Below are 23,888 nucleotides of genomic sequence, written 5' to 3' on the forward strand. Positions count from 1 at the left end.
CGTCAGTTTAACTCTGTTGCGATTTGATTGGAGAAAGCTGGATGGAACTGAAGTGGCTCGAAGACTTCGTCAGCCTGGCGCATTTCATGAACTTCACGCTTGCCGCAGATGACCGAAACATCACGCAGTCCGCACTCAGCCGCCGTATCCGGCAGCTGGAGCAATGGGTCGGCGTGCCGCTGGTGGATCGTTCGACCTATCCGGTCAAACTCACGCTCGCGGGCGACAGCTTTCTGCCCAAGGCGCGCAAGAGCGTCGACATGCTCCGCGCCTTGCGCGAGGAGGCCATCGAAGCTCACGCCTCGGCAGAAGACGTTCTTTCCTTCGCCACCATGAGCACGCTCGTGCTGACCTTCTTCCCCGCCTGGATGGAGAAGATCGAAGCGCATGGAGGGCCGTTCCGCACTCGCTTCACCGAGGCCTATTCCTCATTTTCCAACAACGTCGCGACCCTGTTTCGCAACGAATGCGACTTCCTGCTGATCTATGCGCATGATTCCGTTCCCGCCATCCGAGACCTGTGCGAGCACGACTATCTGACGCTCGGGTCCGAACTGGTCATCGCCGTGTCAGCGCCGTCGGACAATGGCGAGCCGCTGCACGACGTGCGGGCCGACGGCAGGCTGGTCAACTACCTGAGCTACCGGGACAGTTCCTTCTTTGCCCAGGCCCTGCCGAAGACCGTCTTCGAACGCAAGGCGCTCCGCCTGAACACCGTTTACGAGAATGCGATGTCGGCGGCGCTGAAGGCCATGGCGGTCTCGGGACACGGCGTTGCATGGATACCGGAAAGCCTTGCCGTCCATGAGCTGGAGACGGGGCAGCTTGTCCGGGCGGGAGATCCGTCCTTCGACATGGAGGTCGAAATCAGGCTCTATCGATCCTACCGCCAGCGTTGCAGGCAGGCGGGTCAGTTCTGGAAGCAGGCCGAAGAGGTCGGCCTGCTCGCCGACCGGGTCATCCTGCCCGCGGCCTAGCACGGACGCCGGTCCAGGCTCTAGAACAGAACGGACAGGAAATCGAGGTCCGGCTGCTCGTCCAGGGCAGTGATGGCGGCATAGATGGACATGGGGCTTTCGATCCCTTCGAGGCAATCGACGAACTTCATCCGCCGGTCATCATCCGAAAACGGATCGGCGCGGCCGCCACGGGCAAAGGCGCGCTCCACCTCATGCGTCTTGCCATCCTCGAGCGTGATGCGCAGCCGGTGCGGCAGATAGCTCGTGGCCCGCTCCTCCTCGGCCGCACTGTAATGGGTCATCGAAATCTTGCGTAAGAGCGGGTCCCGGGCGAGGATTTCGACGGTCGGCAGGGTGAAATCGGAGAGCGAGAGCTGCTTCTTGCGCAGCGCCAGCGCCAGGCAGTACTGCATGGAAAAGCGCGCTTCCATCTCGTCGCGCGGCTCGGGATAGGCGAGGTTGCGGAAATTGGCGATGCCGACATGGCACTCGGCGGAGACGATCGCATCCGGGTCGACGGGCACGTCGCGCATCAGCTCCAGGACGGCGTCGATGATCAGATGTGTGGAGCCACAGCACGGGTGCAGTTTGGGCATCAGGCCATCCGTCTCGATGACGTGCTCGCGGTCGCCGGCGATACCCGCGACGTCGTAGCCTTTCGGTCTGGCACCACCGAACATTTCCAGAAAGCCCTGCGCACCCTCGAGAATGTCGAGACGACCGCGCAAGCCCTCGGCGGCCAGCAACGCCGCCTCGACGGCATTGCGCGCCGCCATGCCCGCATGGAAGGGTTTGGCCGGCGTGCCGAACTGCCCCTTCGTGCCGGACGCCATGCTGGCGCCAAGCGACAGGGCGCGCGCAATGCCATCGGCGTCCATGCCCAAAAGCTTTGCGACGCCTGCGGCCGTGCCGATGCTGCCGACTGTGGAGGTGCCGTGCCAGCCGGCGGTGTAATGCGATCCGGCAACGCCGCTGCCCACGAAGGCCTGGGCCTGGAGGGCAACGAGATAGGCGTCCACGAAGGCACGACCGCTGGCGCCCGACCGCTCGGCGACAGCCAGCAGTGCCGGCACGATCACCGCCGAGGCGTGGCTCATGCCGGGACGGAAGTTGTCGTCGTAATCGAGCGCATGGGCGGCCGTGCCGTTGACCAGCGCCGAGACCGAGGGAGACTGGCGGCCGCCGGTGACGAGCGGTGCTTCCCCCGCGAGCTGCCAGCCGAAGGCGCCTGCGACGGCAAGCGTGCTGGCGTCGGAGCGCCCGGCGTAGAGGCAGGCGATGGTGTCTGCGATCGCCTCGCGTGCCAGGCGCCTGGCGTTGTCCGAGATCGCCGGAGGAGCGGCGCACCAGGCAGCGATGGCTTCGATAACAGTACTCATTGCAATCTCGTCGTTTTCTCGTTGGAAGCATGCGAACGGGTTCACGCCCGAGCCGGGCGCGAGATCGGCATGTGGCTTCAGGAGGGATCATCCACGGCCGCGAGCAGCTGCCGCAACAACCGGCCCATGCCGAAGGCGCTGACCCCGCGGCCCTTGGTCTCCGTGTCGACGCGATGGACGACCACCATGTCCAGTGCAGGCATCACGAGGCAGTAGTGGCCACCGGCACCCATGGCCGCATAGCTGCCCTTCGGCGTCACAACACCCGGCAGGAACACGCCCTCGCGCTCCAGCCACCACATGTAGCCGTAGGCGCCATGGGTTCCGGCATGCGAATAGGGCATGGTGCATTGCCGGCTCCAACCGGCCGGCAGCACTTCGGTCGCGCCCCAGATGCCCTGTTGCAGGAAAAGCTGGCCGAAGCGGGCGAGATCGCGGCTCGACATGCGGAAGGGGTAGGCGCGGTGTTCACTGATCTCGAAGCTTTCGTGCCAGCCGTCCGGCGCGTCACCGGAGAGCGAGACGTCCTCCATCCCGACCGGGCCGGCGATGCGGCGGGCGAAGGCGTCGTGGACGGTCTCCCCGGTCAGCCTCTCGAAGATCGTCCCCAGCGCGTTGAAATCCCAGTTGTTGTAGCACCAATGCGTGCCCGGCGCGTGAGAATGGCGCCTTTCCTTGATGCGCCGCATCCACGGGGTTTCGTAGCCCGCCGGATGATAGATGCCGGAGCGCGCCGTCAGAAGATCGTAGACGGTCGCCTCTTTCTCGATGTCGCTCAGGCCCTCGCGGTCGTCGATGCCGAGGCTCTTCATCGTGGCGGAAAGGTCGATTCTACCCCTCTCGACTTCCCATCCGATCAGGGCGGCCAGGAAGCTCTTGCGCATGGAATGGCAGAGGAACTTCCTTGTCGGATCGCCGATGGAGAAGGCGATCTTGCCATGGCGAACGACGAGTAGCATGTCGGTTGCCTGCGACGCGGCAATGCCCTGCACCGCATCGAGACCGGCTTTGCTCAGGCCGGCCTCTCGCGGATCTGCGACATGCTCCCATGTCATGACAGCATCTGCCCGTTGCGGCTGAGTGCTCATGCGCGATCCTCGTCGCGCCTGGCGACGGCCTCGACGGTCGCCTGCAGGAACGCCCGGGTGTAATCTTCCTTCGCCTGCGACTGGCGGATCTGCTGTGCGGTCAGCTCCTCGATGATCCGCCCCTTGTACATCATGCCGGCGCGCTCGCAGATATGGGCGATGACGGCGAGGTCGTGAGAGACCATCAGATAGGTGAGATTGCGCTCGATCCGCAGTCGCTTCAGAAGGTTGAGGATTTCCGCCTGCACCGAGACGTCGAGCGCCGAAGTGGGCTCGTCGAGGAGCAGGATCTCGGGCTCGGTGATCAGTGCCCGGGCGATCGCCACCCGCTGGCGCTGGCCGCCCGACAGCTCGTGCGGATAGCGATAGCGGAAGGAGGGACCGAGACCGACGGCGTCCAGCGTTGCGGCGATGCGCTCGGAGGCACCGTCTATGCCATGGATGGCGAGTGGCTCTGCCAGCACCTTTTCGACGATCTTGCGCGGATGCAGGCTGCCGTAGGGATCCTGGAACACCATCTGGACACGCCGGAAGAAATCCTTCGTGCGCGTCTTGGGCAGCTCCCGTTCGGCAAGCGTCACGGCGCCATCGTATTCATGGTTGAGGCCGGACATCACCCGCAGGATCGTCGACTTGCCGCAGCCCGATTCACCGATCAGGCCATAGGCCTCTCCCTTGTTGATGCGAAACGACACGTCGTCCACCACACGGGTGCGGGCATGTCGGGCGCCGAAACTGACGGAAAGGCTGACGGCCTCGACGAGAGGTCTCGTGGGATTCATGCGAGAACTCCATTCCGGTAGACTGGTCCGTCGAGCCAGGACGGGTCGCGGACAGGTACTTTCAGCTCGTCCACGGCGGCATCGAGACGCGGCAGGCTTTCCAGCAGCGACTGCGTATAGGGATGGCGCGCGTTGTGCAGCTCGGAGGCCGGCAGATCCTCCATGATACGGCCCGCATACATGACCAGAACCCGGTCGCAGAAACTGGCGACGAGGTTGAGGTCGTGGCTGATGAACATCAGGCCTGTCCCGCGGCGCGTCACCAGTTCGTCGAGGATGGTCAGAACCTGGCGGCGCACCGTCACATCGAGCGCCGAGGTCGGTTCATCGGCGATGATGAGGTCCGGTTCGGGGATCAGCATCATGGCAATCATGATGCGCTGCCCCATGCCGCCGGAGACTTCATGCGGGTAAAGCTTGAAGACGCGTTCCGGATCGCGAATCTGGACCGCCTCAAGCATGGCCAGCGCCTTGGATTTCGCTTCGGCGCGCGGCGCGCTGTGGTGCAGACGATACGCCTCGACGATCTGGGCGCCGATGCGCATCAGCGGGTTCAGGGAGTACTTTGGGTCCTGGAGGATCATCGAGATATGCTTTCCCCGGATCTTTCGCATGTCCCTCTCGCTGGCGGCGAGAAGGTCAACATCCTTGAAGCGCATATGCGTGGCGCTGAGCTCGGCGCCTTGCGGGGTCAGTTTCAGGAGCGAGCGGCCGGTCAGCGACTTTCCCGAACCGGATTCGCCCACGATGCCGACCTTCTCGCGACCGATGGTGAACGACACGCCGCGCACGGCGTCATGGCTGCGCTGGGCGTTGTGAAAGCTGATCCTCAGATCCTTGACGTCGATCAGTGGTCTATCCATGACGGGGATCCAGTACATCGCGCAGGCCGTCGCCCAGAAGGTTGAAGGCAAGGCTGGTGAGGAGGATGGCAAATCCGGGAATGGCGGCAATCCACCAGCTGGTCATCACGAATTCGCGGCCGGAGGACAGCATCGTGCCCCATTCCGGGCTCGGCGGCTGGGCGCCAAGGCCGAGGAACCCAAGTCCGGCGGCGGTCAGAATGATGGCGGCCATGTTCAGCGTCACGCGCACCACCACCGAGGGGATGCACATCGGCATGATATGGCCGAAGATGATGCGCAGGCTCGATGCTCCCTGCAGGCGCATGGCGGCGATGTAATCCGAATTGCGGATCGTCAGGGTCTCGGCGCGCGCCAGCCGCGCGATCGGCGGCCAGGAGGCGAGCGATATCGCGATGATGGCGTTTTCGATCCCCGGGCCGAGGGCCGCGACGAAGGCGAGCGCCAGGATGAGGTTGGGGAAGGCCAGGAACACGTCGACGATGCGCATCAGCACCGTATCCACCCAGTCGCCGAGATAGCCTGCCGTGGTGCCGACGATGAGGCCGATCGGGGCGACGATGACCGTGGTCAGGAGCGCGATATAGAGTGTGATGCGGGCGCCGAACAGCAGGCGGCTGTAGACGTCGCGGCCGAGCTCGTCGGTGCCGAGCCAATGCTCCGACGAGGGCGCCAGGAGCCTTGCGGCGAGGTTCTGACTGTAGATGTCGTGCGTCGCCAGAAGCGGCGCGAAGAGGGCGGCCACCAGGATCACGACAATGACGATCAGCCCGAACAGTGCCGTCGGGTTGGCTCGCAGCTGCCGCCATTGCAGCCACAGCTGCTGTACGCGCGCATGAAAGGGTGAGGTGGGAACCGGCGCGCGCAGCCAGGCGCCCAATCCGGAGGGTGAACGGGTGTCGGAAGTCAGGGTTTGGTCTCTCATGGCTGCCTCACCGGGTTCTGGGGTCGAAGACGCGATAGAGGAGATCGCAGACGAGGTTGAGGGTGACGAAGATGACGCCGACCAGAAGGGAGCATCCGACGACTGCGTTCATGTCGCCGACGAGGAGCGCGTTGGTCAGGTAGCGGCCGAAGCCCGGCCAGGCGAAGACCGTCTCGGTCAGCACAGCCCCCTCGAGCAGGAAAGCGTAGGACAGCGCCACCACCGTGAGGACCTGAACCGCGACGTTGCGGAATGCATGGACCCACACGGTTCGTGCCCAGGAGAGGCCCTTGACGCGGGCCGTGACGATATACTCCTGGCTGAGCTGCTCGATCATGAAGCTGCGCGTCATCCGGCTGATGTAGGCTAGGGCGCCGAATCCGAGGATGGAAGCCGGCAGGATGATGTGGCCGAAGACGTTGCGGAAGATTTCCCAGTTGCCGGCCAGCGCGCTGTCGATCAGGTGGAAGCCGGTCACGGGTTCGAGCTCGAACTCGTAGATGAAATCGATGCGTCCCGGACCGCCGATCCAGCCGAGCGTGGCATAGAACAGCACCAGGCCCATCAGCCCGAGCCAGAAGTTCGGCGCCGAATAGCCGATCAGGCCGGTGAAGCGAATGGCATTGTCGAGCCAGGAATTGCGGTACATGGCCGACAGCACGCCAGCGGGAATGCCGAAGCCGGTGCCGATGATGATCGACAGGGTGGCAAGCTCGATCGTCGCCGGAAAGACGCGGGCAATATCGTCCATCACGGGCCTGCCCGTGGTCAGAGCATCGCCGAAATCCAAGGACAGGATGCCCTTCAGATAGACGCCGAACTGGTACCAGAGCGGCTTGTCCATGCCGAGCGCTGCCGACATCTTCTCATAGGCATCCTGGGTGGCATTGTCGCCGAGGATGGAGGCGACGGGATCGATCGGCAGCATCCTGCCGATGAAGAATGTCAGGGCCGCAAGACCGAACAGGGTTACGAGAACCGGTACGAGTGTCTTGCCGACAAGGCTTGCGACGACGAGGATCGGGTTCGGCCTCGCCCCGCTCCCCGTATCGCTACGGGGAGCCGAATGGGTGTGGTCCGCCATGATGCGACCCTTACTTGGAGGCTGTGTCGTAATACACGCGGAAGCCGTTCCAGCTCCAATCCTTGACCTTATCGCTCATGCCCAGGATGTTATACATCTGGAACATGATCGCCATCGGTCCCTTCTCCATCACATCCTTCTGCAGCTGGTAGTAGATCTGGTTGCGCTTCTCCGGATCGCTTTCAAGCAGAGCTTCCTTGACGCGGGCGTTGAACTCCTCGTTCTGGAAGCCGGCGCGCCAGGCGGGGATCTGCGTCAGCTTGGCTTCCGCACTGTTGTCGGGGTTGTAGACCAAGCGTGAGGCATTGCCGTGGGCGTCGGGGACGCCCGTCTGCCAGGCCAGCATGCCGCTCTGGAATTCACGGCCACGGATGCGGGCAAACAGCTGGGCATTGGCCATCCGTTCGAGGTTGAGCTTGACGCCAACCTTGGAGGCATTCTGCTGGATGCTCTGGGCGATCGGGGCAGAGTGGGGCAGCGTGCCGAACAGGACACTCGCTTCGAAACCATCCGGATATCCGGCTTCGGTCAGCAGCGCCTTGGCCTTTTCCAGGTCGAGCGTGAAGGGCTGGCCTTCCGCAGCGTCCAGCGCACCCGTGGCACCGAGCTGGGCAAAGCTTGCCCGCGGCACGCCGAGATAGGTCATCACCGACTTCCCGAGACCCTCGTAGTCGATCAGGTACCGCATCGCGAGACGGACCTTTTCCTCCTTGAAGACCGGATCGAGGGAGTTGAAGATCCAGAAGAACAGCTGAGGCTTCAGGACCCGTTCCACCTTGAGGCCCGGCTTGCCGTCGAGATCGGCAAGATCATCCGGCGACAGATCGCGGGCAATGTCGATGTCGCCCTGGGTGAGAAGCAGGCGCTGCGTGCCGGGCTCCGCCACGTGCCGCACCAGCACGCGCTGAAGTTTCGGCTGAGTGCCATAGTAGTCCTCGTTGGCTTCCAGGACGATGGACTCGCCGGCGTTCCATTGCACCAGTTTGTAAGGTCCGACGCAGGCGGTATTGGTGGCGAGATATTTGTTGCCGAGGTCGCCATCGACTTCTTCTTCCGTCAGCGTCTTCTGGTCCAGCAGCGCTGAAACGCGGTTGGCGCCGATGGCCTGCAGGATGAGGTTTGTCGGGTAGGGATTGTCGAGCGTCAGGACCAGCGTGTTGTCGTCCGTGGCCGTGATGCGCTCCTTCACGTTTTCCTTGGTGAAACCGTATTCGGTCAGCGTGGCGGCATTGCCGTAACCGAGCAGCACGACGCGCTGCATCGACCAGGCCAGTTCGTTGGCCGTGGCCGGCGCGCCGCCCGGAAATGTCAGGCCCTCGTTGAGATGGAAGGTGATCTGCTTGCGGTCCTCGGAAACGTCCCAGCTCTTGGCCAGGAGCGGCACGACCTTGGATTCGTCGGCGGGATCGAAATCCACAAGCGAGTCGCAGGTGTTCTGCAGCAGTTCGTTGGTGACGACCTCGCCGACCTGAGCGGGGTCGAAGGTGCTGATGGCATCGATATTCCAGGCCATGACAAGCGCGGAATCGGGTGTTGCCGCCAGCGCGGGCAGGCTGATGGAAGAGAGAAGTGCGGCGGCGGTAACGACAGCGACCGCGCGGTTCTTGGAAAGGTTCTTCGGTATCATGCTTACAGTTCCCCTTGTTTTTGAATCTCAAGCTCTGATGTCCAGCCCGGGGTCTTTGGCGACCCCGGGGTATTCCAGTGTCAGGCGGCCTGCATCGGGCGCGGCTGCAGCGGTGGCTGCACCTCGGGCGGGATCGGGCACACGTAGGAGGTCCTGCCGACCCGCGCCTGATGGTCGGCCTTGGCGGCGGCCAGCAGATCGCTGTCGCTGAAGAGGTCGATGGCGGTGCCGGCCATCATCTTGGCGGCATGCGCCATGCCCTTGTGCGCGGCCGGCGTCTTGCCCTGCGCCGTCACCTGCCAGGAATGGCCGGGCGTGCCGATGGCGATCGTCGCCGCATGGGCCTGCACGGTCGGCATGAGCCAGCTGACGTCTCCGACATCCGTCGAACCGATCATCGGCTCACCGTCCACGTCCAACGGGACGATGAAGTCGCAGAGCGGGGTGTTGTCCTGCCGCGGCAGGCCAATGCGGAGATAGGCGTTGTCGATGTCCTCGTCGCTGAGCGTCGCCTGGATCTGGGCGGCAAATGCCTTATCCTCGGCATCGAAGGCGACGGGCCCCAGACGCTCGAGCGTGCGATGCATGGCCTCCTCCAGCGGACGGTTGGGCAGGAGGTTGGAAACGGCGCTCATGATGGAGATGTCGACCGTCGTGCCGGTCATCATCGCGGCGCCCAGCGCCACCTGCTTGACGCGCTCGTTGAGCTCCAGCATGCCCTTGAGGTCCCGCGAGCGGATCGCGTAGCGCACGGCCGACTTCGCCTGCACGACGTTGGGCGCGATACCGCCGGAATCGAGCATGGCGTAATGGATGCGGCTGGAGTCCGGCACGTGTTCGCGCAGATAGTTGACGCCGACATTCATGAGCTCGACGGCATCGAGTGCCGAGCGCCCGAGGTGCGGTGCCGCTGCGGCATGCGACGAGCGCCCGGTGAAACGGAAATCCATGCGCGTATTGGCAAGCGATCGTGCCTTGGCAACCTCGGTAAAGGCGGCGGGATGCCATGTGATGGCCGCATCGACGCCATCGAAGGCGCCTTCGCGGGCCATGAACGACTTGGCCGCACCGCCCTCTTCCGCCGGGCAGCCGTAATAGCGCACCCGTCCCGGCTTGCCGGTCTGGGCCAGCCAGTCCTTGATGGCCGTCGCCGCCAGCATGGCGGCGGATCCGAGCAGGTTATGGCCGCAGCCATGGCCATGGCCATTGCCCGGCAGCGGCTTCGGTTCGGCTATTCCGGCTTCCTGGCTGAGGCCCGGCAGCGCGTCGTATTCGCCGAGAATGGCGATGATCGGTCCGCCCTCGCCCGCCTCGCCCATGACCGCCGTCGGGATGCCCGCGACGTTCTCCGTCACGCGAAAACCCTGCTGGCGCAGCATGGCGGCATGTTCGGCCACCGAGCTGTACTCGGTATAGGCGATTTCCGGCATACCCCAGACCCGATCGCTCAAGGCCTCGAATTCGGGCCTGTGCTCATCGACCAGATCCCAGATCGGCTCACTGTTCTGCATGTCTCAAATTCTCCGGTAAGGCTTGCTGTCAAAGATGGTGTGCGAGGAAGCGGGCGAAGGTGGAAAACACCTTCAGGCGATTGTCCCGGCGCGCAAAGCCGTGGCCTTCATGGTCGACGCGCAGGTACTGGCAGTCGTGCCCGAGACCGCTCAGGCACGAGTAGATGTCCTCGCTCTGGCCCATGGGCACGCGGGGATCGCGGTTGGCGTGGACGATGAGAAGCGGCGCCTTCATCCGGGCAATGCGGTTGATCGGCGAAAACCGCTCCAGCGCCTCGCGCATCACGGCGGGCTCGCCATATTCGGCAGCGCGCTGCTGCCGGCCCCAGGGACCGGTGGCGAGCAGATGGGTGAGGAAATTGCCGACACCGTAAAAGTCCACGCCGAGTTTCCACAGATCCGGGTCCTCCGTCAGCGCCGACAGAACCATGAAGCCGCCGTAGGACCGGCCGAAGACGCCGATGCGGCTGTCGTCAACATCGGCGCGGGCGCCGATCGCCATCCGGATTTCGCGCAGGTCGGCGACGGAATCCATTCGGTTCTCGCGGTCGTCGAGTTCATGGAAGGCGCGGCCGTAGCCGGTGCTGCCGCGCACGTTCGGCGCCACCACCATGACCCCCTGGCTCAGCAGGAACTGCACGTCGGCGCGAAAATCCGGCTTCCACTGCATTTCCGGACCGCCGTGGACGATGAAGAGCACCGGGTAACCCGCCGGCGGCGGCGGCGATGGCGGCGTGTAGACGAAGGCCGGCACCTTGCGCCCGTCGAAACTGGCAAACCGCTCGACGACCGGCTCGACGAAGGAGGCCGTGTCCTGTCCCGTCGTCTCGGCAGAAACCAGCGGCTCGAAAGTTTCCGTCGAACGATCGAACTTCCAGATCGCCGGCGGCCTCGTGGCCCCCTCGAGCGGAAAGACGAGGGAGCGACCGTCCGGCGTGAACGCCAGGGACGTGATGACGCCGGACGGCTGCGCATCCAGCAGGCGAAGATTGCTGCCGTCGCGACCACACAGGCCGATCCGGCTCCAGCCTTCCTCGTTGACGACGAAGGCGACGCGCTGCTGATCGGGCGACAGCGCCAATGCCTCGGCATCGCGGCTCGGCAGGTCGACCACTGGCACGAAGCCGGTGCCGTCGGCGGCAAACCGGCCGATCCTCATGGCGTCGCTGTCCTGGTCGCAGACGGTAAGACCGCCGCTGCCGTCCTTGAACAGGCGCGCGGCGAGATAGCGGGCCTTGCCGGCATGCTCCAGGAAAGGCATCCGTTCGCCGCTGGCGATATCCAGGCGGTAGATGTCCTGATCATTTCCGGACCGCAGCGACTCGCGCACCAGCAACGACTGGCCGTCCGGGAAGAAGGCCAGCACCTCCCGCATTCCGGTGCCGGTCAGGACCGTCGAGACCGTGCGCGTCGCGACATCCATGACATGGACGTCCATGTCGTGGGGCGATCGTCCGTTCGAAGCATAGCCGATGCGCGTACCATCCGGCGACCAGGCACCCCAGAGATGGACCACCGAAGCCGCTTGCGTCAGCGCCACGGGCTGCGCATCGAGATCCGGCAAAAGCCACAGCTGGTGACGTTCGTCGCCGCCGGTGTCCATCGTGAAGAGGATGCCCGCGCCTTTCGGATTGAACGCAAACGCACCGATCGGCTCCGGCATGTCCGTGACCTGCCGCGGCGCTCCCCCCGTGAAGGATGTGATCCACAGCTGGTTGAAACCGCTTGCGTCGGAAAGATACGCCAGCCACTGGCCGTCCGGCGACACGGCCGGGGACTTCGCGGAACGGATCTGCACGAAGGCGTCGATTGCGGATGGGTCGAACGATTGGGTCATGCCGTCATGCTTCCTTGACCGCCAATGCTGAGCTTTGCGTGCAACCGCTCGGATGCGCGCTTGAGTTCCTCGAACAGCGGCCCTGTGGTCGATTGATGATTGGCTTCGGTGACGACCGTGAAGCCGGCTTCCGGCCAGGCCCTGTGCAGCCGCCGGGCAGAAGCCATCGGCGTCACGGTGTCATAGCGGCCCTGCACGATCTCGCAGGGCAGGTGCCGGATACATTCGATCCCAGCCAGCAATTGGCCGGGCGCGAGGAAAGCTCCGTTGATGCAGTAATGGGTGAACAGGCGCGCAACAGCCAGCGCCGCCTTCGGCTCCATCAGGGCCGCGACATGATCCGCATCGGGCCGGAATGTCTGGGTCCTGGCCGAGAAGCCGCGCAGGCTGAGTGCGGCGGCTGCCTCCTCGTCGGCGTTGCCGCTCGTCAACCGGCGGTAATAGGCCGACAGCAGGTCATGCCGTTCGCCCTCTGGAATGAATGCCGAAAACGTCTCCCATTCGTCCGGAAAGATGGCGCGCAGCCCGTTGAACCACCAGTCGATGTCCTCCCTGCCGGCCAGGAAAATGCCATGGAGCCGCAATCCCAGGCAGCGGTCGGGATGAGCCTGCGCATAAGCCAACGCCAGGCAACTGCCCCAGGAGCCGCCGGACACCAGCCAGTTCTCGATCCCGAGATGCGCCCGCAGGGTTTCGAGGTCGGCAATCAGCTTCGGCGTCGTGTTGTCGCGAAGGTCCGCATGCGGTGTGGACCGTCCGGCTCCCCGCTGGTCGAAGATGATGATGCGGAACGCAGAGAGATCGAAGGTCTCGATCTGCTTGCGGGACATTCCCGCGCCGGGACCGCCGTGAAGAACCACGACCGGAATCCCGCTTTGGCTGCCGTGTTCCTCAACATACAGGTGGTGGAGCGAGTCTGCCTGCACATAGAAGCCGCGCTCCAAACCCTGCTCCTGCATCCCCGTCATCCTTCCAACTTCGGAGTTTTGCCTATTTTATAGACACGCCGATGTTATGGGCATAATGGGACGATCGAAGCGCACATGTCTAATGAGAAAACGAAATGACCCATTCCGGTTTGGAATAGAATCCGCCTTGCCTCGCCAGCGGGCACCGGGGAACAAGGCTTCCATGGGATGATGTCACTCGGACGGCGGCGGACGGCCCCTTGACCGTTACGCTCGCGGACAGCGGGTCCAGAAGCACCGGAATTCAGCCTACATGAAGCTTGGAAGCCGTCGGGAAAAGGCTTTTCGCTGGTCGGAGTGGCAGGATTTGAACCTGCGACCCCGTCGTCCCGAACGACGTGCGCTACCAGGCTGCGCTACACTCCGTGACCAGCGGCGCCTCTATAGACCAGCCGTTCGGCTTCGGCAAGCGGTCGAAATGAAATTCCCGGCAGTGTTTTATAGTCTGGCGTCGCGCCCGACGTGACAAAAATGTGGCGGTTGCGAAATTTTGCGCGGCGGGTGGACGAGCGGTCGTGACGGCTTCCGGAAATCTGCTAGGGCAGCCGCAGACGCCGCCGGCGCCACCAACCAAGGGTTTGAGGGTCATGAGCCTCCGCATCATCGCATCGACTGCCGTTTTCGCCATTGCATTGTCTGCCTGCACCACCACGAGCGCGCCCGCCACTCCGATCGAGGCCCGCTGGGTCGGTCAGTCCGCCGGGAAGTATTTCGCCGCCTACGGCCCGCCGATCAGCGACACCCCTGTCGGCGCCACGACGCTCTACAACTGGCGCGGCGGCTACAACCGCATCAAGCTGGCCAACGGGCGGACAGCAAACGTCAGCTGCGCCGCACAGCTGACGGTCGATGCCGACTATACGATCCGCGACATCCGCATCACTGCCGACCGCCAGGGCGCCACTGGCCCGAGCTATTGCGAGGAACTGTTGATGGCGGAGTAGGTCGGCACCCGAATTCCACGCTTCAGGCCCGCCCTCACCGGCGGGCTTCTTTTTTGCCGCCAGGGCGCTAGCTTTTGCCTCTTGAACAGGCCGAGGACGAAGCGAGGATGCCCCTGCGATGAAACGCTCAGCGATCTTCCTCGCCATGCTCCTGGCAGCAGCCGTTCCCGACGTCTCGGCCATGGAGGCGTCCTCGCAACCCGAGGCTGGTACCGACGCAGATTCCAGCACGGGTTCCGACGCCGGTCCGGATGCAGAGGGCGATGGCTGCCTCTCCTCCTGGACCGAGGCCGGCGCCGGGCAGGCGCTCTGCATCCGCAAGGAAAGCTTCAACCGCGACCTTTGCGAGGGCATCGCCTATTTCGCCGAGGCGCGTCAGGTGCCGGCAGATTTCCTGGCGCGGCTGATCTGGCGCGAAAGCCTGTTCCGGCCCGATGCCGTCAGCCCCAAGGGCGCGGAAGGCATCGCGCAGTTCATGCCCGGGATGGCCAGGCTGCGCGGGCTTGAGAACAGTTTCGACATTCTCCCGGCGCTGCAGGCTTCCGCCACCTATCTTGCGGACCTCAACGACCGTTTCGGCGGCTACGGGCTGGCTGCCGCAGCCTATAATGCCGGGGAAGCCCGGCTGCGCTCCTATCTTGCCGGCGGCACCCTGCCCTATGAGACGCGCGCCTATGTGCTGGCGATCACCGGTGCTTCGGTGGAGCAATGGTCGGCCGAACCACCGGAGCAGGCAGCTGCGCCGCTCGACGGCGACACGCCTTTCGTGGAGAGTTGCGTGGCGCTGGCTGACAGCCGGCGGCTCTCGCCGGGCACGCTGATCGGCGAAGGAGCATGGGCGCCCTGGGGCGTGCAGCTTGCCGCACATCTCAACCCGGAGGTGGCGCGCCGGCTGTTTGCGCGGGCGATTGCCAAGCTGCCGGATCCACTGAGCGAAGAGCTGCCGATCATCGTGCGCCAGACGCGCGGCAACTTCGGCTACCGCCCCCGCTACGCCGCCCGGATCGGCCGCGACAGCCGGGCGGAGGCACAGGCGCTCTGTGCGCGGATCAAGGACGCGGGCGGCAGCTGCACGGTGCTGCGCAACCAGTGACCCGAGACGGTCGGACCTTCACACCTCGACGATCTGGCGCTCTTCCTTCTCAAGGTAGTCGTCGACATAGAGGTCGGAGATCAGCTGCATGAACAGCGCCGTCATCGGCGTTGCAAGCGCCAGCCCGATGAGGCCGAACAGCGAGCCGAAGATGAGCTGCGTGGAAATCACCAGGACGGGCGGCAGGGAGACCTTCTCCTGCTGCACGATCGGCGTCACCACATAGCTTTCCAGCGCCTGAACCGCGAGATAGACGCCGAGAACCAGCAGCACGGAATGAAACCCTTCCGGGACGGCCAGCAGCACGCCGGGCGTGGCGGCGAGCACCGGGCCGACGTTCGGGATGAAGGCGAGCAGGCCGGCGATCAGCCCCAGCAGAAGCGCCAGCGGAATGCCGATGAACCAGAGGCCGAGACCGGTCAGAACGCCGACCACGGTCATCGAGATCAGCTGCGCCGTCAGCCAGCTCTGCAGGGTCTTGACGGAATTGTCGAGCACCCGCTCCCCCTTGCCCCGCGCCGATGGCGCAATGAGCTTGAGAAGGCCGTTGCGATAGGTGGCGGGATCGAAGGCGCCATAGAGCGCGATGAAGAGGACGATGACGGTATTGCCGAGATAGCCGAAGGCGGAACTGACCGCCTGGGTTGCCGCACCGCCGGTACCGGAGGGCCAGAGGCCACCCTCGTTGAGGCGCTCGATCAACTGCCGGCCCCAGGCATATTCCTCAAGCCCGCCGCGGAGGTTGCGGACTGCGTTCGGAACCTGTTCCCAAAGCTGCTCCGCCTGGTTGGAAATGGCCGGAGACAGATAAAACCCGCCGCCGACGATGACGGCAAGCAGCCCAACCAGGAAAATGGCAACGCCCCAGCCCGGGGCAATGGAGAGCATCCTGGCGATATAGACACCGCTCGTCCTGAAGAGGATGGCCAGCAGACCGCCTGCAAAAATCAGCAGCAGCGTGCCCGGCATCATCACCAGCATCAGCAGCAGCAGGCCAAACACCAGACAGACCGAGACCGGGCGCGGCGCAAGCCTCACTCGCCACTTGTCTCTCTTCGTCGCTTCCGCTTCAGATCCGATCATCGCGCTGCATGCCCTTCTTCGTTCATGGCGAGAGAGGCCGATATAGGCCGCGGCGGACGATCCGACAGAGGCACCGACCATGATTTGGCTGCGGGGCCGTGCCCGCAGTGATGGAACCGGCTGGGCCCGATATGTGTTCCCTTGGCGAAGGGCGTCTCAGTCTACCGCAGACGCTGAAACCAAACCCGCCGCGAAGCGGCCCAAGGAGATCCTCATGCTCAAGTTCATCGGCGGCACGATCGGTGCCATTTTCCTCATCGGCCTGATCGTCGTCGTCCTGCTGCTGATGCTGATTTTCTAGCAACGCGCGGGAAACGCCTTCAGCGTTTCATTCAACAGGCCCCACGGATCACCGCGGGGCCTGTTGCACATCACGGACCTTCGCAGATAATCGCGCGCTCAATCTGCACCTGCCCCACTTCGGCGCCATAGGTGCGCAGACCGTGGTCGTCGAGAAGCACGATGCGATAGCAGGGATTGCCGCTCGTCCACCACGGGTCCAATGCCTCCAGATCGGTGATGAAGCGGTGCGAACAGGCCTGGCCGGAGCTGTAGGCGATGCCCTCGGCGCTGGTGCCTGCAAGCGGCACGTGGATATGGCCAAACAGGATATGGCGCACCCCGGCTGGATGGGCAGCAAGACGCCGCATGATTGCGCCCTCGTCGTGCATGCCGATCTTGCTGAAATGGGCGATCCCGGCATCCATAGGCGGATGGTGGATGAAGACCGTGACCGGCAGGTCACCGGCTTCGGAGAGCGCCCGGTCGAGCCATGCCAGACGCGGCTCGTCGTAGATCCCGCCGATCACCCCTTCCTCATGGCTGTCGAGAAACAGCAGGCGGCCGAATTCCGTATCCATGACGGACTGGATGTGGCCGTTGTCGTCGCGCGGCTGCTCCGGGAAGGCCGCGACGAATGCGGGGCGCTTGTCGTGGTTGCCGAGCATCAGGCGCACCTTGAAGGGCACCGGCGCGAGGATGTCGCGCAGCAGCTCGTAGGCTTCCGGGTCGCCGTAGTTGCAGAGGTCGCCCGTCATCACGAGCAGGTCGGCGTCCGAATGCTTCTCGATGATGTCGGCGACCGCGGCGCGCAGCTGCTGTTCCGGGTCGACGCCGTTGACCACCACGCCCGAGGGCATCAGGTGGGTATCCGTCACTTGAATGATCTTCATGGTCGTTCTCTTTCGAAAAAAAGGAGGCTGCGGAGACGATGATCTCCGCAGCCCTGTCGCGATCCTGCTGCAGCAGGCTTAGTTCATGAGGCCGTTGGTCTGGTCGACGATCTGCTTCAGGCCGTCTTCCGGCGTGACTTCACCGCGCATGACGGCGCCGATGATGTCGCGCTGGGTGCGCCAGATGCGGACGGAATCGCCGCCCGGATAACCGGCCCAAGGCAGCGAACGGTCAGCCTGCAGGGACGCCGTCTTCACGTTCGGGTTCTCGACGTAGTAAGGCGCGAGGAAGTTCTCGCCGGTCGCAAGCTTGTTGGTCGGCAGATAGCCGGTGATGCGTACGATGGTGTTCTGCGCCTCAGGACCGGTGATCCACTTCAGGTACTTCCAGGCGGCGTCCTGCTTGGCCTTGTCCTGGGTCAGGATCACGGCCGAATTGCCGCCCGTCGGTACGCCGCCGTTTTCGGCGTTGTCGAGCGGGAAGGTAGCGGTCTTCAGTTCGAAGCGGTCACCGACCAGACCCTGGATGGTCTGTACGTGTGCCGGGGTGGAGAAGATGAAGCCGGTCTGGCCTGCACCGAACTGCTGACGCGACTGGTCCCAGTCGAGCAGGGTCTGGTGACCCTCGGTGACGAACTGGCGAGCCAGCTTCAGGGCGTTGAGACCGATTTCGTTGTCGAAGGCAACCGTCTTGGTGGCCGGGTCGACGAGCTGACCGCCCTGCTGGAAGATCAGCGCCTGCCACAGCCAGTCGTCCGGCCAGCCGTTGATGTCGTAGCCCATGCCGGCAACCGTGCTGTCCATCTCGTGGATCTTGCCGGCGAGCTCGATCAGACCGGCGAAGGTCTTCGGCATGTTGTCCGGGTCACCGCCGGCTTTGCGCACGAGATCGGCGTTGATGTAGATGATCGGCGAGGAGGCGTTGACCGGCAGGCCATACTGCTTGCCGTCGATCTGGCCGAGAGCGGCCATCTTCGGGCTGTAGTTGTCGTCGAGGAAGGACGCGCCTTCGGCTTCGATGAAGGGGCCGAGATCGGTGATCTGGTTGCGCGGCGCCAGCGTGTGGACGAGTTCCGCCGTCAGATTGTAGCCCGAGAAATAGACGTCGGGCAGGTTGCCGGTGACGGCCGAACGCAGCACCTGCTGCTGGCCTTCGTTGTAGCCGGCGGCAGGCGCCAGGAAGTTGATCTTGATGTCGGGATTGTTCTTCATGAACTCATCGGCCAGCGGCTGATGGAATTTCGTGAAGCCCGGCAGGTTGTAGAGAACTTCCAGCGTCATTTCCTGCGAAAAGGCAGGCTTGCCGAGGCCTGCAACAGCCAGGCCGATGGCCAGGCCGCTCAGGGCGGTGCGTCGAGACATCTTCATATCAGATCTCCAGTATGTGGGTTTATCGGGTTGGGAGGCAGTCTTCATGCGGCGCGGTTCACTTGACTCCGGTCATGGTGATCCCCGCGATGAAATGTCGGCGCACGAGCAGGAAGCAGACCAGCATCGGCGCAGTAATAATGGTCGCGCCGGCCATCAGGGCTCCGTAGTTCGCCCCGGACTCCACGTCGGCGAAATACAGCATGCCGAGCGGCGGCGGCGCGAGATTGGTGTCGGAGACGACGATCATCGGCCAGTAGAGGTCGTTCCAGTGGGCCACGAGCGAAAACACCGAGAAGGCGGCAAGCGAGGGAAGCGAGCCGCGCAGCACGAGGCGCCAGCAGATCTCCATCTCGGAGAAGCCATCCATCCGCGCCGCCTCGATGATCTCGTTGGGGTAGCTGCGGAAGGACTGGTGAAACAGGAAGATCGCGAACACCGACAGGAAGAAGGGCGCCATCATGGCAAAGTAGGTGTTGAGCAGTTCGGTCATCGCGAGACCGACGAAGAGCGGCAGCGCCAGCGCCTGGATCGGCACGCAGAGCGCGGCGATCACCAGGGTCATCAGCAGCCGGCGGCCGGGGAAGCGGAGCTTGGCGAGCGCATAGGCGGCCGGCACCGCCGTCAGCACCTGCACGATCAGGATGCCGAGGCAGACGATGACGCCGTTCAGCATGAAGCGGGCCATGGGCACCTGGCTTGCGGCACGGGAGAAGTTCTCGCCGGCCGAGAAATCTTTCGGGATCGGCCAGAGCGAGACGTCGAAGATTTCCCCCGGCGAGCGGATCGACGTCAGGAACATCCAGTAGAAGGGCAGCAGCATGACGAAGGCGCCGATGGCGAGGACGAGATGCGGCAGGTATCTGCGAACGTAGGCCATCAGTAGTGCACCTTCCGGTCCATGTGCACCGTCTGCCAGATCGACAGGATCAGCACGATTGCCAGGAAGATCAGCGTCAGCGCCGCGGCGTAGCCGGTGTTGGAATACTCGAAGCCCTCGAGGTAGAGGTTGAAGAGCAGGGTCTCGGAGCCGAAGCGGCCCTTGGTGAGCACGGCGACCGTCTCGAAGACCTTGAAGGCCGAGATCGAGGTGGTGACGACGACGAACATCGTGGTCGGCCCGAGGATCGGCCAGGTGACCGTGAAGAAGCGGTCGATCGGGTTTTTGGCGCCGTCGAGGCGGGCGGCCTCGTAGAGGTCCTTCGGGATCGCCGTGAGGCCGGCGAGGAACAGTACCATGTTGAAGCCGAGCACCTGCCAGATGCCGATCATGGCCATGGTGGGGATCAGCAGTACCGGGTTCGACAGGAAGGCCACGGGCTCGAAGCCGAACCATTTGATGGCGGCATTGACCGGTCCGATGGAGGGATGCAGCAGGAACTGCCAGACGGTCGCCATGGCGACCAGGGTTGCGGTCACCGGCAGGAAATAGGCTACTTCCCAGAAGGCGCGGCTGCGCTTGCGGTTATAGACCAGAAGCGCCACGCCGAGCGCCAGGAAGACGCCGAAGGGAATGACGATCACCGCATAGAGGACGGTGTTGGCGAGCGCGCGCATGAACACGTCGTCGTCGAGGGCGGCGGTGAAGTTCTGCAGGCCGACGAAGCGGATGGAAAGCGCGCCGAGCTGGTAGTCCGTCACCGAGAAGGCGGCGAGGACCACCATCGGCAGGATGTAGATGGCGATGAGCAGAAGAGCGGCCGGGGCGACGAAGGCAAGTCCGCGCAGGGCCATGCGCCGGTCCGTCCGCGAGCGGCTGGAGGCGGTCGCCATGGTCGTCTCAGCGGGGAAGTCCGTCGCCGTCATGCCGCCACCCGCTCGCGCACCGAGAGTTCGCGGCGCGCGCCGTCGGCGCCAAACAGATGGGCCCGCTCGGGGGCGAAGGCGAGATGCGTCAGGCCGTCGGCACCGGTTTCGATCGTCTCGCCGGCTGCCTGCCGCAGGGTGATGCGCACCGTCTCGTCGGCCAGGAGCTGGCAACTGACGAAGCGGTCGGCACCGTGGGTTTCGGCACGCAGCACGCGCACGGCCAGGCCTTCTGCGGCCGGGCGCAGGTCTTCCGAGCGGATGCCGAGGGTTGCGGGACCGGAGTGAGCCGCCGCCGTCTGCAGCCCGAGGTCCTGCCCGAAGGCTGTCACTTTGCCCTGGGCGTCGATCTCGACCGGCAGGAGGTTGATCGACGGCGTGCCGATGAAGCGCGCGACCGTCAGCGTCGCGGGGCTGCGGTAGAGTTCGTCGGGCGTGCCGAGCTGCTCGATCCGGCCCTCCGACATCAGCGCGATGCGGTCGGACATGGTCATCGCCTCGATCTGGTCGTGCGTGACATAGATGAAGGTGGCGCCGAGGCGGCGATGCAGCGAGGCCAGTTCCTCGCGCATGTGGGCGCGCAGCTTGGCGTCGAGGTTGGACAGCGGCTCGTCCATCAGGAAGGCGGCAGGCGAGCGCACCAGGGCGCGTGCCAGCGCCACGCGCTGGCGCTGGCCGCCGGACAGCTGCGCCGGCTTGCGGTCCAGCAGATGGGGAATGTGGAGCGTCTCGGCCGCCTGTTCGACGGCTGCGTCAATGTCTCGCAGCGTCTGCGACGGTGCAAACAGCCCGCCGATCAACGGCAGGCGTGCCGACAGCGGCAGGCGGCGCATGCGCAGCGGCGTGGCGATGTTCTGGCGGACGTTCATATGCGGATAGAGCGCGTAGGACTGGAAGACCATGGCGAGGTTGCGCTCGCTCGGGTCCATGTCGGTGACGTCGCTGCCGCCGATCGAGACGGTGCCGCGATCCGGCGCCTCGAGGCCTGCGATCATCCGCAGAAGGGTGGACTTGCCGCAGCCCGACATGCCGACGAGAGAGAGAAATTCGCCCGGGCGGACAGAGAGATCGATCCCCTTCAGAACGTTTTCCGTCCCGAAGCTCTTGCCGATGCCCCGAAGTTCTACCGATTGCGGCGTCATACTGCACTCCTGTTTCAGCGGCGCGTATGGGGCCTTCAGGTGACAGAGAGACAACGGTTTCACGAAGATTTCATGACGCGGCGCGGACGGATCCCTCCCCGTTTTGCTCCATGGTCTCAAGCAGTTATCGCGATCTTTCTAATATTCACCGCCGCCGCTTTCGGGTTGGCAGCGGACAGGGCGTCGACAGCCGCACCCGGCTTTCCGTGGGGTCGCCGGACGGAAGGTCAGGAACCATGCGCCACCGCCGTCGTTGGTCTCAGACAGACAAAAAAGGAGAAGCCAAATGAACAGCACGATGGACAAGATGAAGGGCAAGGGCAACGAGCTGGCCGGCAAGGCACAGCAGTCCGCCGGCGACGCCACCGGCAACGACGACATGAAGGCAGGCGGCGCAAAGCAGGAAGCCAAGGGCGATCTGCAGCAGGCCAAGGGCGATGCCAAGGACGCCGCGAAGAAGGTGACCGAGTAACCGCGCGCTTCACCGCCCACCTTCCGGGGCAGGCCGCTGGCCAGGCCCCGGGGAGGCTTGCGTGGGGGAGGACAACTGCTTGTGAGGGTCCGATGATGATCGAGAAGCGCGAAGACACTCCAGAACGACGGGCAGCCCCCCTGCTGCCGGTCGCCATCCTCGGCAGCGTCGTGCTTGCGATCACTGTCTATCTCTTCGTCGGCAGCATGCTGCTCGATGAGGACGAGAATGGGGATGCAACGATGGAGCCCACTGCCCGGGAGCAGCCGGCCGGCGGCTAGGCCAACGCAGCAGTCCGCACATCCCTCCCTTTTCCTGTTCCGTCCCGGGCGGCCATAACGCCCTCCTGACGACAGTTGTCCAAAGGTGCAGCCTCGGATACGAAAGTCGGATGGATAGACATGATATTCTTGATCAGGCTTCGACCTATGTTTCCACCGGCGCGCTTGCCGTTGATCTGGCGAAGCTTGTCGCACGCCGGTCCGTGAGCCAGTCGGAAGGGCAGCCGGAGGCGCTCCTGGCCTATCTCGAGACCGACATGCAGCCGATGCTGCAGGCAATCGGCTTCTCCTGCGAGATCTTCGACAATCCGCGCGAGGGCGGTGCGCCCCTCATGATCGCGAGCCGCATCGAGGACGAAGCCCTGCCGACCGTGCTGGTCTACGGCCATGGCGACGTCTGCAACGGCGAAGCGCATCGGTGGCGGGAAGGGCTGGATCCCTTCGTGCTCACCGTCGAGGGCGACAAGCTCTACGGCCGCGGCACGGCGGACAACAAGATCCAGCATCTCATCAACATCAAGGCGCTTGAGACTATCATCCGGGCGCAGGCCCGGCTCGGCTTCAACGCCAAGATCATCATCGAGATGGCCGAGGAGACCGGCTCCTACGGCCTTCGCGAATTCTTCGCGCTGCAGAAGGACGCGCTATCGGCCGACGTGCTGATCGCCTCCGACGGGCCGCGGCTCGCCATCGATACGCCGACCATGTTCATGGGCTCGCGCGGCGGCCTCTCCTTCGATCTCGTCGTCCACCTCCGGGACAGCGACCATCACTCCGGCAACTTCGGCGGCCTGCTGGCCGATCCGGTGATCCTCCTGTCACATGCCATCGCCTCGATCGTCGACGCGCGCGGCCAGATCAAGATCGCCGAATGGCGGCCGACGAGCCTGACGCCGGAAATCCGCGCGACGCTGAAGGATCTGCCACCGCGCCGGCACGATGCGGACTGGGGCGAGAGCACGCTGACACCTTCGGAACGGGTGTTCGGCTGGAATTCGCTGGCAGTGCTGGCCATTTCCGCCGGCAATATCGACGCGCCGCAGAACACCATTTCCGGCTCGGCACGGGCCACCTGCCAGCTGCGGTTCGTGGTCGGCACCGAGATGGACGAGATCCTGCCGGCGCTTCGCCGCCATCTCGATGACCATGGGTTTCCGATGGTCGAGGTGCGGGCGTCCAAAGGCGAGCCGTTCAAGGCCACCCGCTTTCCGCCCGATCATCCCTGGGTCGCCTTCGTCGAGCGCTCGATCACCGCCTCGGCGGGCCGCAAGCCGCATGTGCTGCCGAACCTCGCCGGCTCGCTTCCGAACGATGCATTCACGGACATTCTGGGCCTTCCCACCATCTGGATCCCCCATTCCCACGCCGAATGCGGGCAGCATGGGCCCAACGAGCATGCCCTTCTTTCCATCGCGAAAGAGGGAATGCTCATCATGACGGCACTGTTTCTCGACATTGCGGCGCATGCGGGCGATCTGAAGCAGGCCAAGTGACCGGCTACAGG

General features: G+C 64.4%; 23 protein-coding genes and 1 tRNA gene. 7 read left to right on the forward strand and 17 right to left on the reverse strand.

What is annotated here, in order from left to right; translation table 11 throughout:
* Window positions 1–41 precede the first annotated feature (41 nt).
* Window positions 42–977: a LysR family transcriptional regulator gene (locus EO99_RS0102430; RefSeq protein WP_077067026.1), complete on the forward strand. Its 936-nt coding sequence runs from the start codon at window positions 42–44 to the stop codon at window positions 975–977.
* 20 nt (window positions 978–997) lie between these two features.
* Here EO99_RS0102430 and EO99_RS0102435 read toward each other — a convergent pair whose 3' ends face one another.
* From EO99_RS0102435 to EO99_RS0102485, 11 genes are all read right to left on the reverse strand, one after another.
* A complete protein-coding gene (locus EO99_RS0102435) occupies window positions 998–2,338 on the reverse strand; it encodes an MmgE/PrpD family protein (protein ID WP_029617056.1) in 1,341 nt (446 codons plus the stop codon).
* A gap of 77 nt (window positions 2,339–2,415) precedes the next feature.
* Window positions 2,416–3,426, reverse strand: a complete 1,011-nt coding sequence (locus EO99_RS0102440) for a serine hydrolase domain-containing protein (protein WP_235776744.1) — start codon at window positions 3,424–3,426, stop codon at window positions 2,416–2,418.
* The gene (locus tag EO99_RS0102445) at window positions 3,423–4,208 is read right to left on the reverse strand and encodes an ABC transporter ATP-binding protein (RefSeq protein WP_029617058.1); all 786 of its coding nucleotides are present in this window, start codon (window positions 4,206–4,208) and stop codon (window positions 3,423–3,425) included. Before EO99_RS0102445 ends, EO99_RS0102440 begins: the two co-directional genes overlap by 4 nt.
* Window positions 4,205–5,071: an ABC transporter ATP-binding protein gene (locus EO99_RS0102450; protein WP_029617059.1), complete on the reverse strand. Its 867-nt coding sequence runs from the start codon at window positions 5,069–5,071 to the stop codon at window positions 4,205–4,207. The genes EO99_RS0102445 and EO99_RS0102450 overlap by 4 nt, the downstream gene beginning before the upstream one ends.
* On the reverse strand, window positions 5,064–5,996 hold the full coding sequence (gene nikC, locus EO99_RS0102455) for a nickel transporter permease (protein WP_029617060.1): 933 nt from the start codon (window positions 5,994–5,996) through the stop codon (window positions 5,064–5,066). Before nikC ends, EO99_RS0102450 begins: the two co-directional genes overlap by 8 nt.
* A 7-nt stretch (window positions 5,997–6,003) precedes the next feature.
* Window positions 6,004–7,080 carry an ABC transporter permease gene (locus EO99_RS0102460; RefSeq protein WP_081851965.1) on the reverse strand — a complete coding sequence of 359 codons (1,077 nt, stop codon included), beginning with the start codon at window positions 7,078–7,080 and terminating at the stop codon, window positions 6,004–6,006.
* A 10-nt stretch (window positions 7,081–7,090) separates the two neighbouring features.
* Entirely contained in the window at window positions 7,091–8,707 is a 1,617-nt protein-coding gene (locus EO99_RS0102465) for an ABC transporter substrate-binding protein (RefSeq protein WP_029617062.1), read from the reverse strand.
* An 80-nt stretch (window positions 8,708–8,787) separates the two neighbouring features.
* Window positions 8,788–10,218, reverse strand: a complete 1,431-nt coding sequence (locus EO99_RS0102470) for a M20 family metallopeptidase (protein WP_029617063.1) — start codon at window positions 10,216–10,218, stop codon at window positions 8,788–8,790.
* Window positions 10,219–10,246: 28 nt separating this feature from the next.
* Window positions 10,247–12,055: a S9 family peptidase gene (locus tag EO99_RS0102475; protein ID WP_029617064.1), complete on the reverse strand. Its 1,809-nt coding sequence runs from the start codon at window positions 12,053–12,055 to the stop codon at window positions 10,247–10,249.
* Complete coding sequence (gene pip, locus EO99_RS0102480; protein ID WP_037110913.1) at window positions 12,052–13,014, reverse strand: prolyl aminopeptidase; 963 nt, start codon at window positions 13,012–13,014, stop codon at window positions 12,052–12,054. The genes EO99_RS0102475 and pip overlap by 4 nt, the downstream gene beginning before the upstream one ends.
* Before the next feature lie 298 nt (window positions 13,015–13,312).
* Window positions 13,313–13,389, reverse strand: a tRNA-Pro gene (locus EO99_RS0102485).
* 221 nt (window positions 13,390–13,610) lie between these two features.
* Between EO99_RS0102485 and EO99_RS0102490 the strand changes: the two genes are divergently transcribed.
* The gene (locus tag EO99_RS0102490; protein ID WP_029617066.1) at window positions 13,611–13,967 is read left to right on the forward strand and encodes a hypothetical protein; all 357 of its coding nucleotides are present in this window, start codon (window positions 13,611–13,613) and stop codon (window positions 13,965–13,967) included.
* Window positions 13,968–14,085: 118 nt separating this feature from the next.
* On the forward strand, window positions 14,086–15,060 hold the full coding sequence (locus tag EO99_RS0102495) for a transglycosylase SLT domain-containing protein (RefSeq protein ID WP_029617067.1): 975 nt from the start codon (window positions 14,086–14,088) through the stop codon (window positions 15,058–15,060).
* Window positions 15,061–15,078: 18 nt separating this feature from the next.
* Here EO99_RS0102495 and EO99_RS0102500 read toward each other — a convergent pair whose 3' ends face one another.
* Window positions 15,079–16,143 (reverse strand): AI-2E family transporter, encoded by a 1,065-nt coding sequence (locus tag EO99_RS0102500; protein WP_051679674.1) that lies wholly within the window; start codon window positions 16,141–16,143, stop codon window positions 15,079–15,081.
* A gap of 79 nt (window positions 16,144–16,222) precedes the next feature.
* Here EO99_RS0102500 and EO99_RS27290 point away from each other — a divergent pair, with 79 nt between their 5' ends.
* Window positions 16,223–16,444 (forward strand): hypothetical protein, encoded by a 222-nt coding sequence (locus EO99_RS27290; protein WP_156034601.1) that lies wholly within the window; start codon window positions 16,223–16,225, stop codon window positions 16,442–16,444.
* Between the two features lie 70 nt (window positions 16,445–16,514).
* Here EO99_RS27290 and EO99_RS0102510 read toward each other — a convergent pair whose 3' ends face one another.
* From EO99_RS0102510 to EO99_RS0102530, 5 genes are all read right to left on the reverse strand, one after another.
* Window positions 16,515–17,315, reverse strand: a complete 801-nt coding sequence (locus EO99_RS0102510; protein ID WP_029617069.1) for a phosphodiesterase — start codon at window positions 17,313–17,315, stop codon at window positions 16,515–16,517.
* A 78-nt stretch (window positions 17,316–17,393) separates the two neighbouring features.
* Complete coding sequence (locus EO99_RS0102515) at window positions 17,394–18,683, reverse strand: ABC transporter substrate-binding protein (RefSeq protein WP_029617070.1); 1,290 nt, start codon at window positions 18,681–18,683, stop codon at window positions 17,394–17,396.
* A 58-nt stretch (window positions 18,684–18,741) separates the two neighbouring features.
* Window positions 18,742–19,563 (reverse strand): carbohydrate ABC transporter permease, encoded by an 822-nt coding sequence (locus EO99_RS0102520; RefSeq protein ID WP_029617071.1) that lies wholly within the window; start codon window positions 19,561–19,563, stop codon window positions 18,742–18,744.
* Window positions 19,563–20,489: a carbohydrate ABC transporter permease gene (locus EO99_RS0102525; protein WP_029617072.1), complete on the reverse strand. Its 927-nt coding sequence runs from the start codon at window positions 20,487–20,489 to the stop codon at window positions 19,563–19,565. The genes EO99_RS0102520 and EO99_RS0102525 overlap by 1 nt, the downstream gene beginning before the upstream one ends.
* Window positions 20,486–21,631 carry an ABC transporter ATP-binding protein gene (locus tag EO99_RS0102530; RefSeq protein WP_029617073.1) on the reverse strand — a complete coding sequence of 382 codons (1,146 nt, stop codon included), beginning with the start codon at window positions 21,629–21,631 and terminating at the stop codon, window positions 20,486–20,488. The genes EO99_RS0102525 and EO99_RS0102530 overlap by 4 nt, the downstream gene beginning before the upstream one ends.
* Before the next feature lie 286 nt (window positions 21,632–21,917).
* Here EO99_RS0102530 and EO99_RS0102535 point away from each other — a divergent pair, with 286 nt between their 5' ends.
* From EO99_RS0102535 to EO99_RS0102545, 3 genes are all read left to right on the forward strand, one after another.
* Window positions 21,918–22,103: a CsbD family protein gene (locus EO99_RS0102535; protein ID WP_029617074.1), complete on the forward strand. Its 186-nt coding sequence runs from the start codon at window positions 21,918–21,920 to the stop codon at window positions 22,101–22,103.
* 92 nt (window positions 22,104–22,195) lie between these two features.
* The gene (locus EO99_RS0102540; RefSeq protein WP_029617075.1) at window positions 22,196–22,384 is read left to right on the forward strand and encodes a hypothetical protein; all 189 of its coding nucleotides are present in this window, start codon (window positions 22,196–22,198) and stop codon (window positions 22,382–22,384) included.
* Between the two features lie 110 nt (window positions 22,385–22,494).
* Window positions 22,495–23,877 (forward strand): M20 family metallopeptidase, encoded by a 1,383-nt coding sequence (locus tag EO99_RS0102545; RefSeq protein ID WP_029617076.1) that lies wholly within the window; start codon window positions 22,495–22,497, stop codon window positions 23,875–23,877.
* The last annotated feature ends 11 nt before the right edge of the window (window positions 23,878–23,888 follow it).

The sequence above is a fragment of the Pseudorhizobium marinum genome (assembly GCF_000705355.1).
Lineage (GTDB): Bacteria > Pseudomonadota > Alphaproteobacteria > Rhizobiales > Rhizobiaceae > Neorhizobium > Neorhizobium pelagicum.

Excerpts from the sequence above, each read along its gene's own strand:
- EO99_RS0102430 (WP_077067026.1), top strand. The coding sequence starts at position 42 with ATGGAACTGAAGTGGCTCGAAGACTTCGTCAGCCTGGCGCATTTCATG.
- EO99_RS0102435 (WP_029617056.1), bottom strand. The coding sequence starts at position 2,338 with ATGAGTACTGTTATCGAAGCCATCGCTGCCTGGTGCGCCGCTCCTCCG.
- EO99_RS0102440 (WP_235776744.1), bottom strand. The coding sequence starts at position 3,426 with ATGAGCACTCAGCCGCAACGGGCAGATGCTGTCATGACATGGGAGCAT.
- EO99_RS0102445 (WP_029617058.1), bottom strand. The coding sequence starts at position 4,208 with ATGAATCCCACGAGACCTCTCGTCGAGGCCGTCAGCCTTTCCGTCAGT.
- EO99_RS0102450 (WP_029617059.1), bottom strand. The coding sequence starts at position 5,071 with ATGGATAGACCACTGATCGACGTCAAGGATCTGAGGATCAGCTTTCAC.
- nikC (WP_029617060.1), bottom strand. The coding sequence starts at position 5,996 with ATGAGAGACCAAACCCTGACTTCCGACACCCGTTCACCCTCCGGATTG.
- EO99_RS0102460 (WP_081851965.1), bottom strand. The coding sequence starts at position 7,080 with ATGGCGGACCACACCCATTCGGCTCCCCGTAGCGATACGGGGAGCGGG.
- EO99_RS0102465 (WP_029617062.1), bottom strand. The coding sequence starts at position 8,707 with ATGATACCGAAGAACCTTTCCAAGAACCGCGCGGTCGCTGTCGTTACC.
- EO99_RS0102470 (WP_029617063.1), bottom strand. The coding sequence starts at position 10,218 with ATGCAGAACAGTGAGCCGATCTGGGATCTGGTCGATGAGCACAGGCCC.
- EO99_RS0102475 (WP_029617064.1), bottom strand. The coding sequence starts at position 12,055 with ATGACCCAATCGTTCGACCCATCCGCAATCGACGCCTTCGTGCAGATC.
- pip (WP_037110913.1), bottom strand. The coding sequence starts at position 13,014 with ATGCAGGAGCAGGGTTTGGAGCGCGGCTTCTATGTGCAGGCAGACTCG.
- EO99_RS0102490 (WP_029617066.1), top strand. The coding sequence starts at position 13,611 with ATGAGCCTCCGCATCATCGCATCGACTGCCGTTTTCGCCATTGCATTG.
- EO99_RS0102495 (WP_029617067.1), top strand. The coding sequence starts at position 14,086 with ATGAAACGCTCAGCGATCTTCCTCGCCATGCTCCTGGCAGCAGCCGTT.
- EO99_RS0102500 (WP_051679674.1), bottom strand. The coding sequence starts at position 16,143 with ATGATCGGATCTGAAGCGGAAGCGACGAAGAGAGACAAGTGGCGAGTG.
- EO99_RS27290 (WP_156034601.1), top strand. The coding sequence starts at position 16,223 with ATGATTTGGCTGCGGGGCCGTGCCCGCAGTGATGGAACCGGCTGGGCC.
- EO99_RS0102510 (WP_029617069.1), bottom strand. The coding sequence starts at position 17,315 with ATGAAGATCATTCAAGTGACGGATACCCACCTGATGCCCTCGGGCGTG.
- EO99_RS0102515 (WP_029617070.1), bottom strand. The coding sequence starts at position 18,683 with ATGAAGATGTCTCGACGCACCGCCCTGAGCGGCCTGGCCATCGGCCTG.
- EO99_RS0102520 (WP_029617071.1), bottom strand. The coding sequence starts at position 19,563 with ATGGCCTACGTTCGCAGATACCTGCCGCATCTCGTCCTCGCCATCGGC.
- EO99_RS0102525 (WP_029617072.1), bottom strand. The coding sequence starts at position 20,489 with ATGACGGCGACGGACTTCCCCGCTGAGACGACCATGGCGACCGCCTCC.
- EO99_RS0102530 (WP_029617073.1), bottom strand. The coding sequence starts at position 21,631 with ATGACGCCGCAATCGGTAGAACTTCGGGGCATCGGCAAGAGCTTCGGG.
- EO99_RS0102535 (WP_029617074.1), top strand. The coding sequence starts at position 21,918 with ATGAACAGCACGATGGACAAGATGAAGGGCAAGGGCAACGAGCTGGCC.
- EO99_RS0102540 (WP_029617075.1), top strand. The coding sequence starts at position 22,196 with ATGATGATCGAGAAGCGCGAAGACACTCCAGAACGACGGGCAGCCCCC.
- EO99_RS0102545 (WP_029617076.1), top strand. The coding sequence starts at position 22,495 with ATGGATAGACATGATATTCTTGATCAGGCTTCGACCTATGTTTCCACC.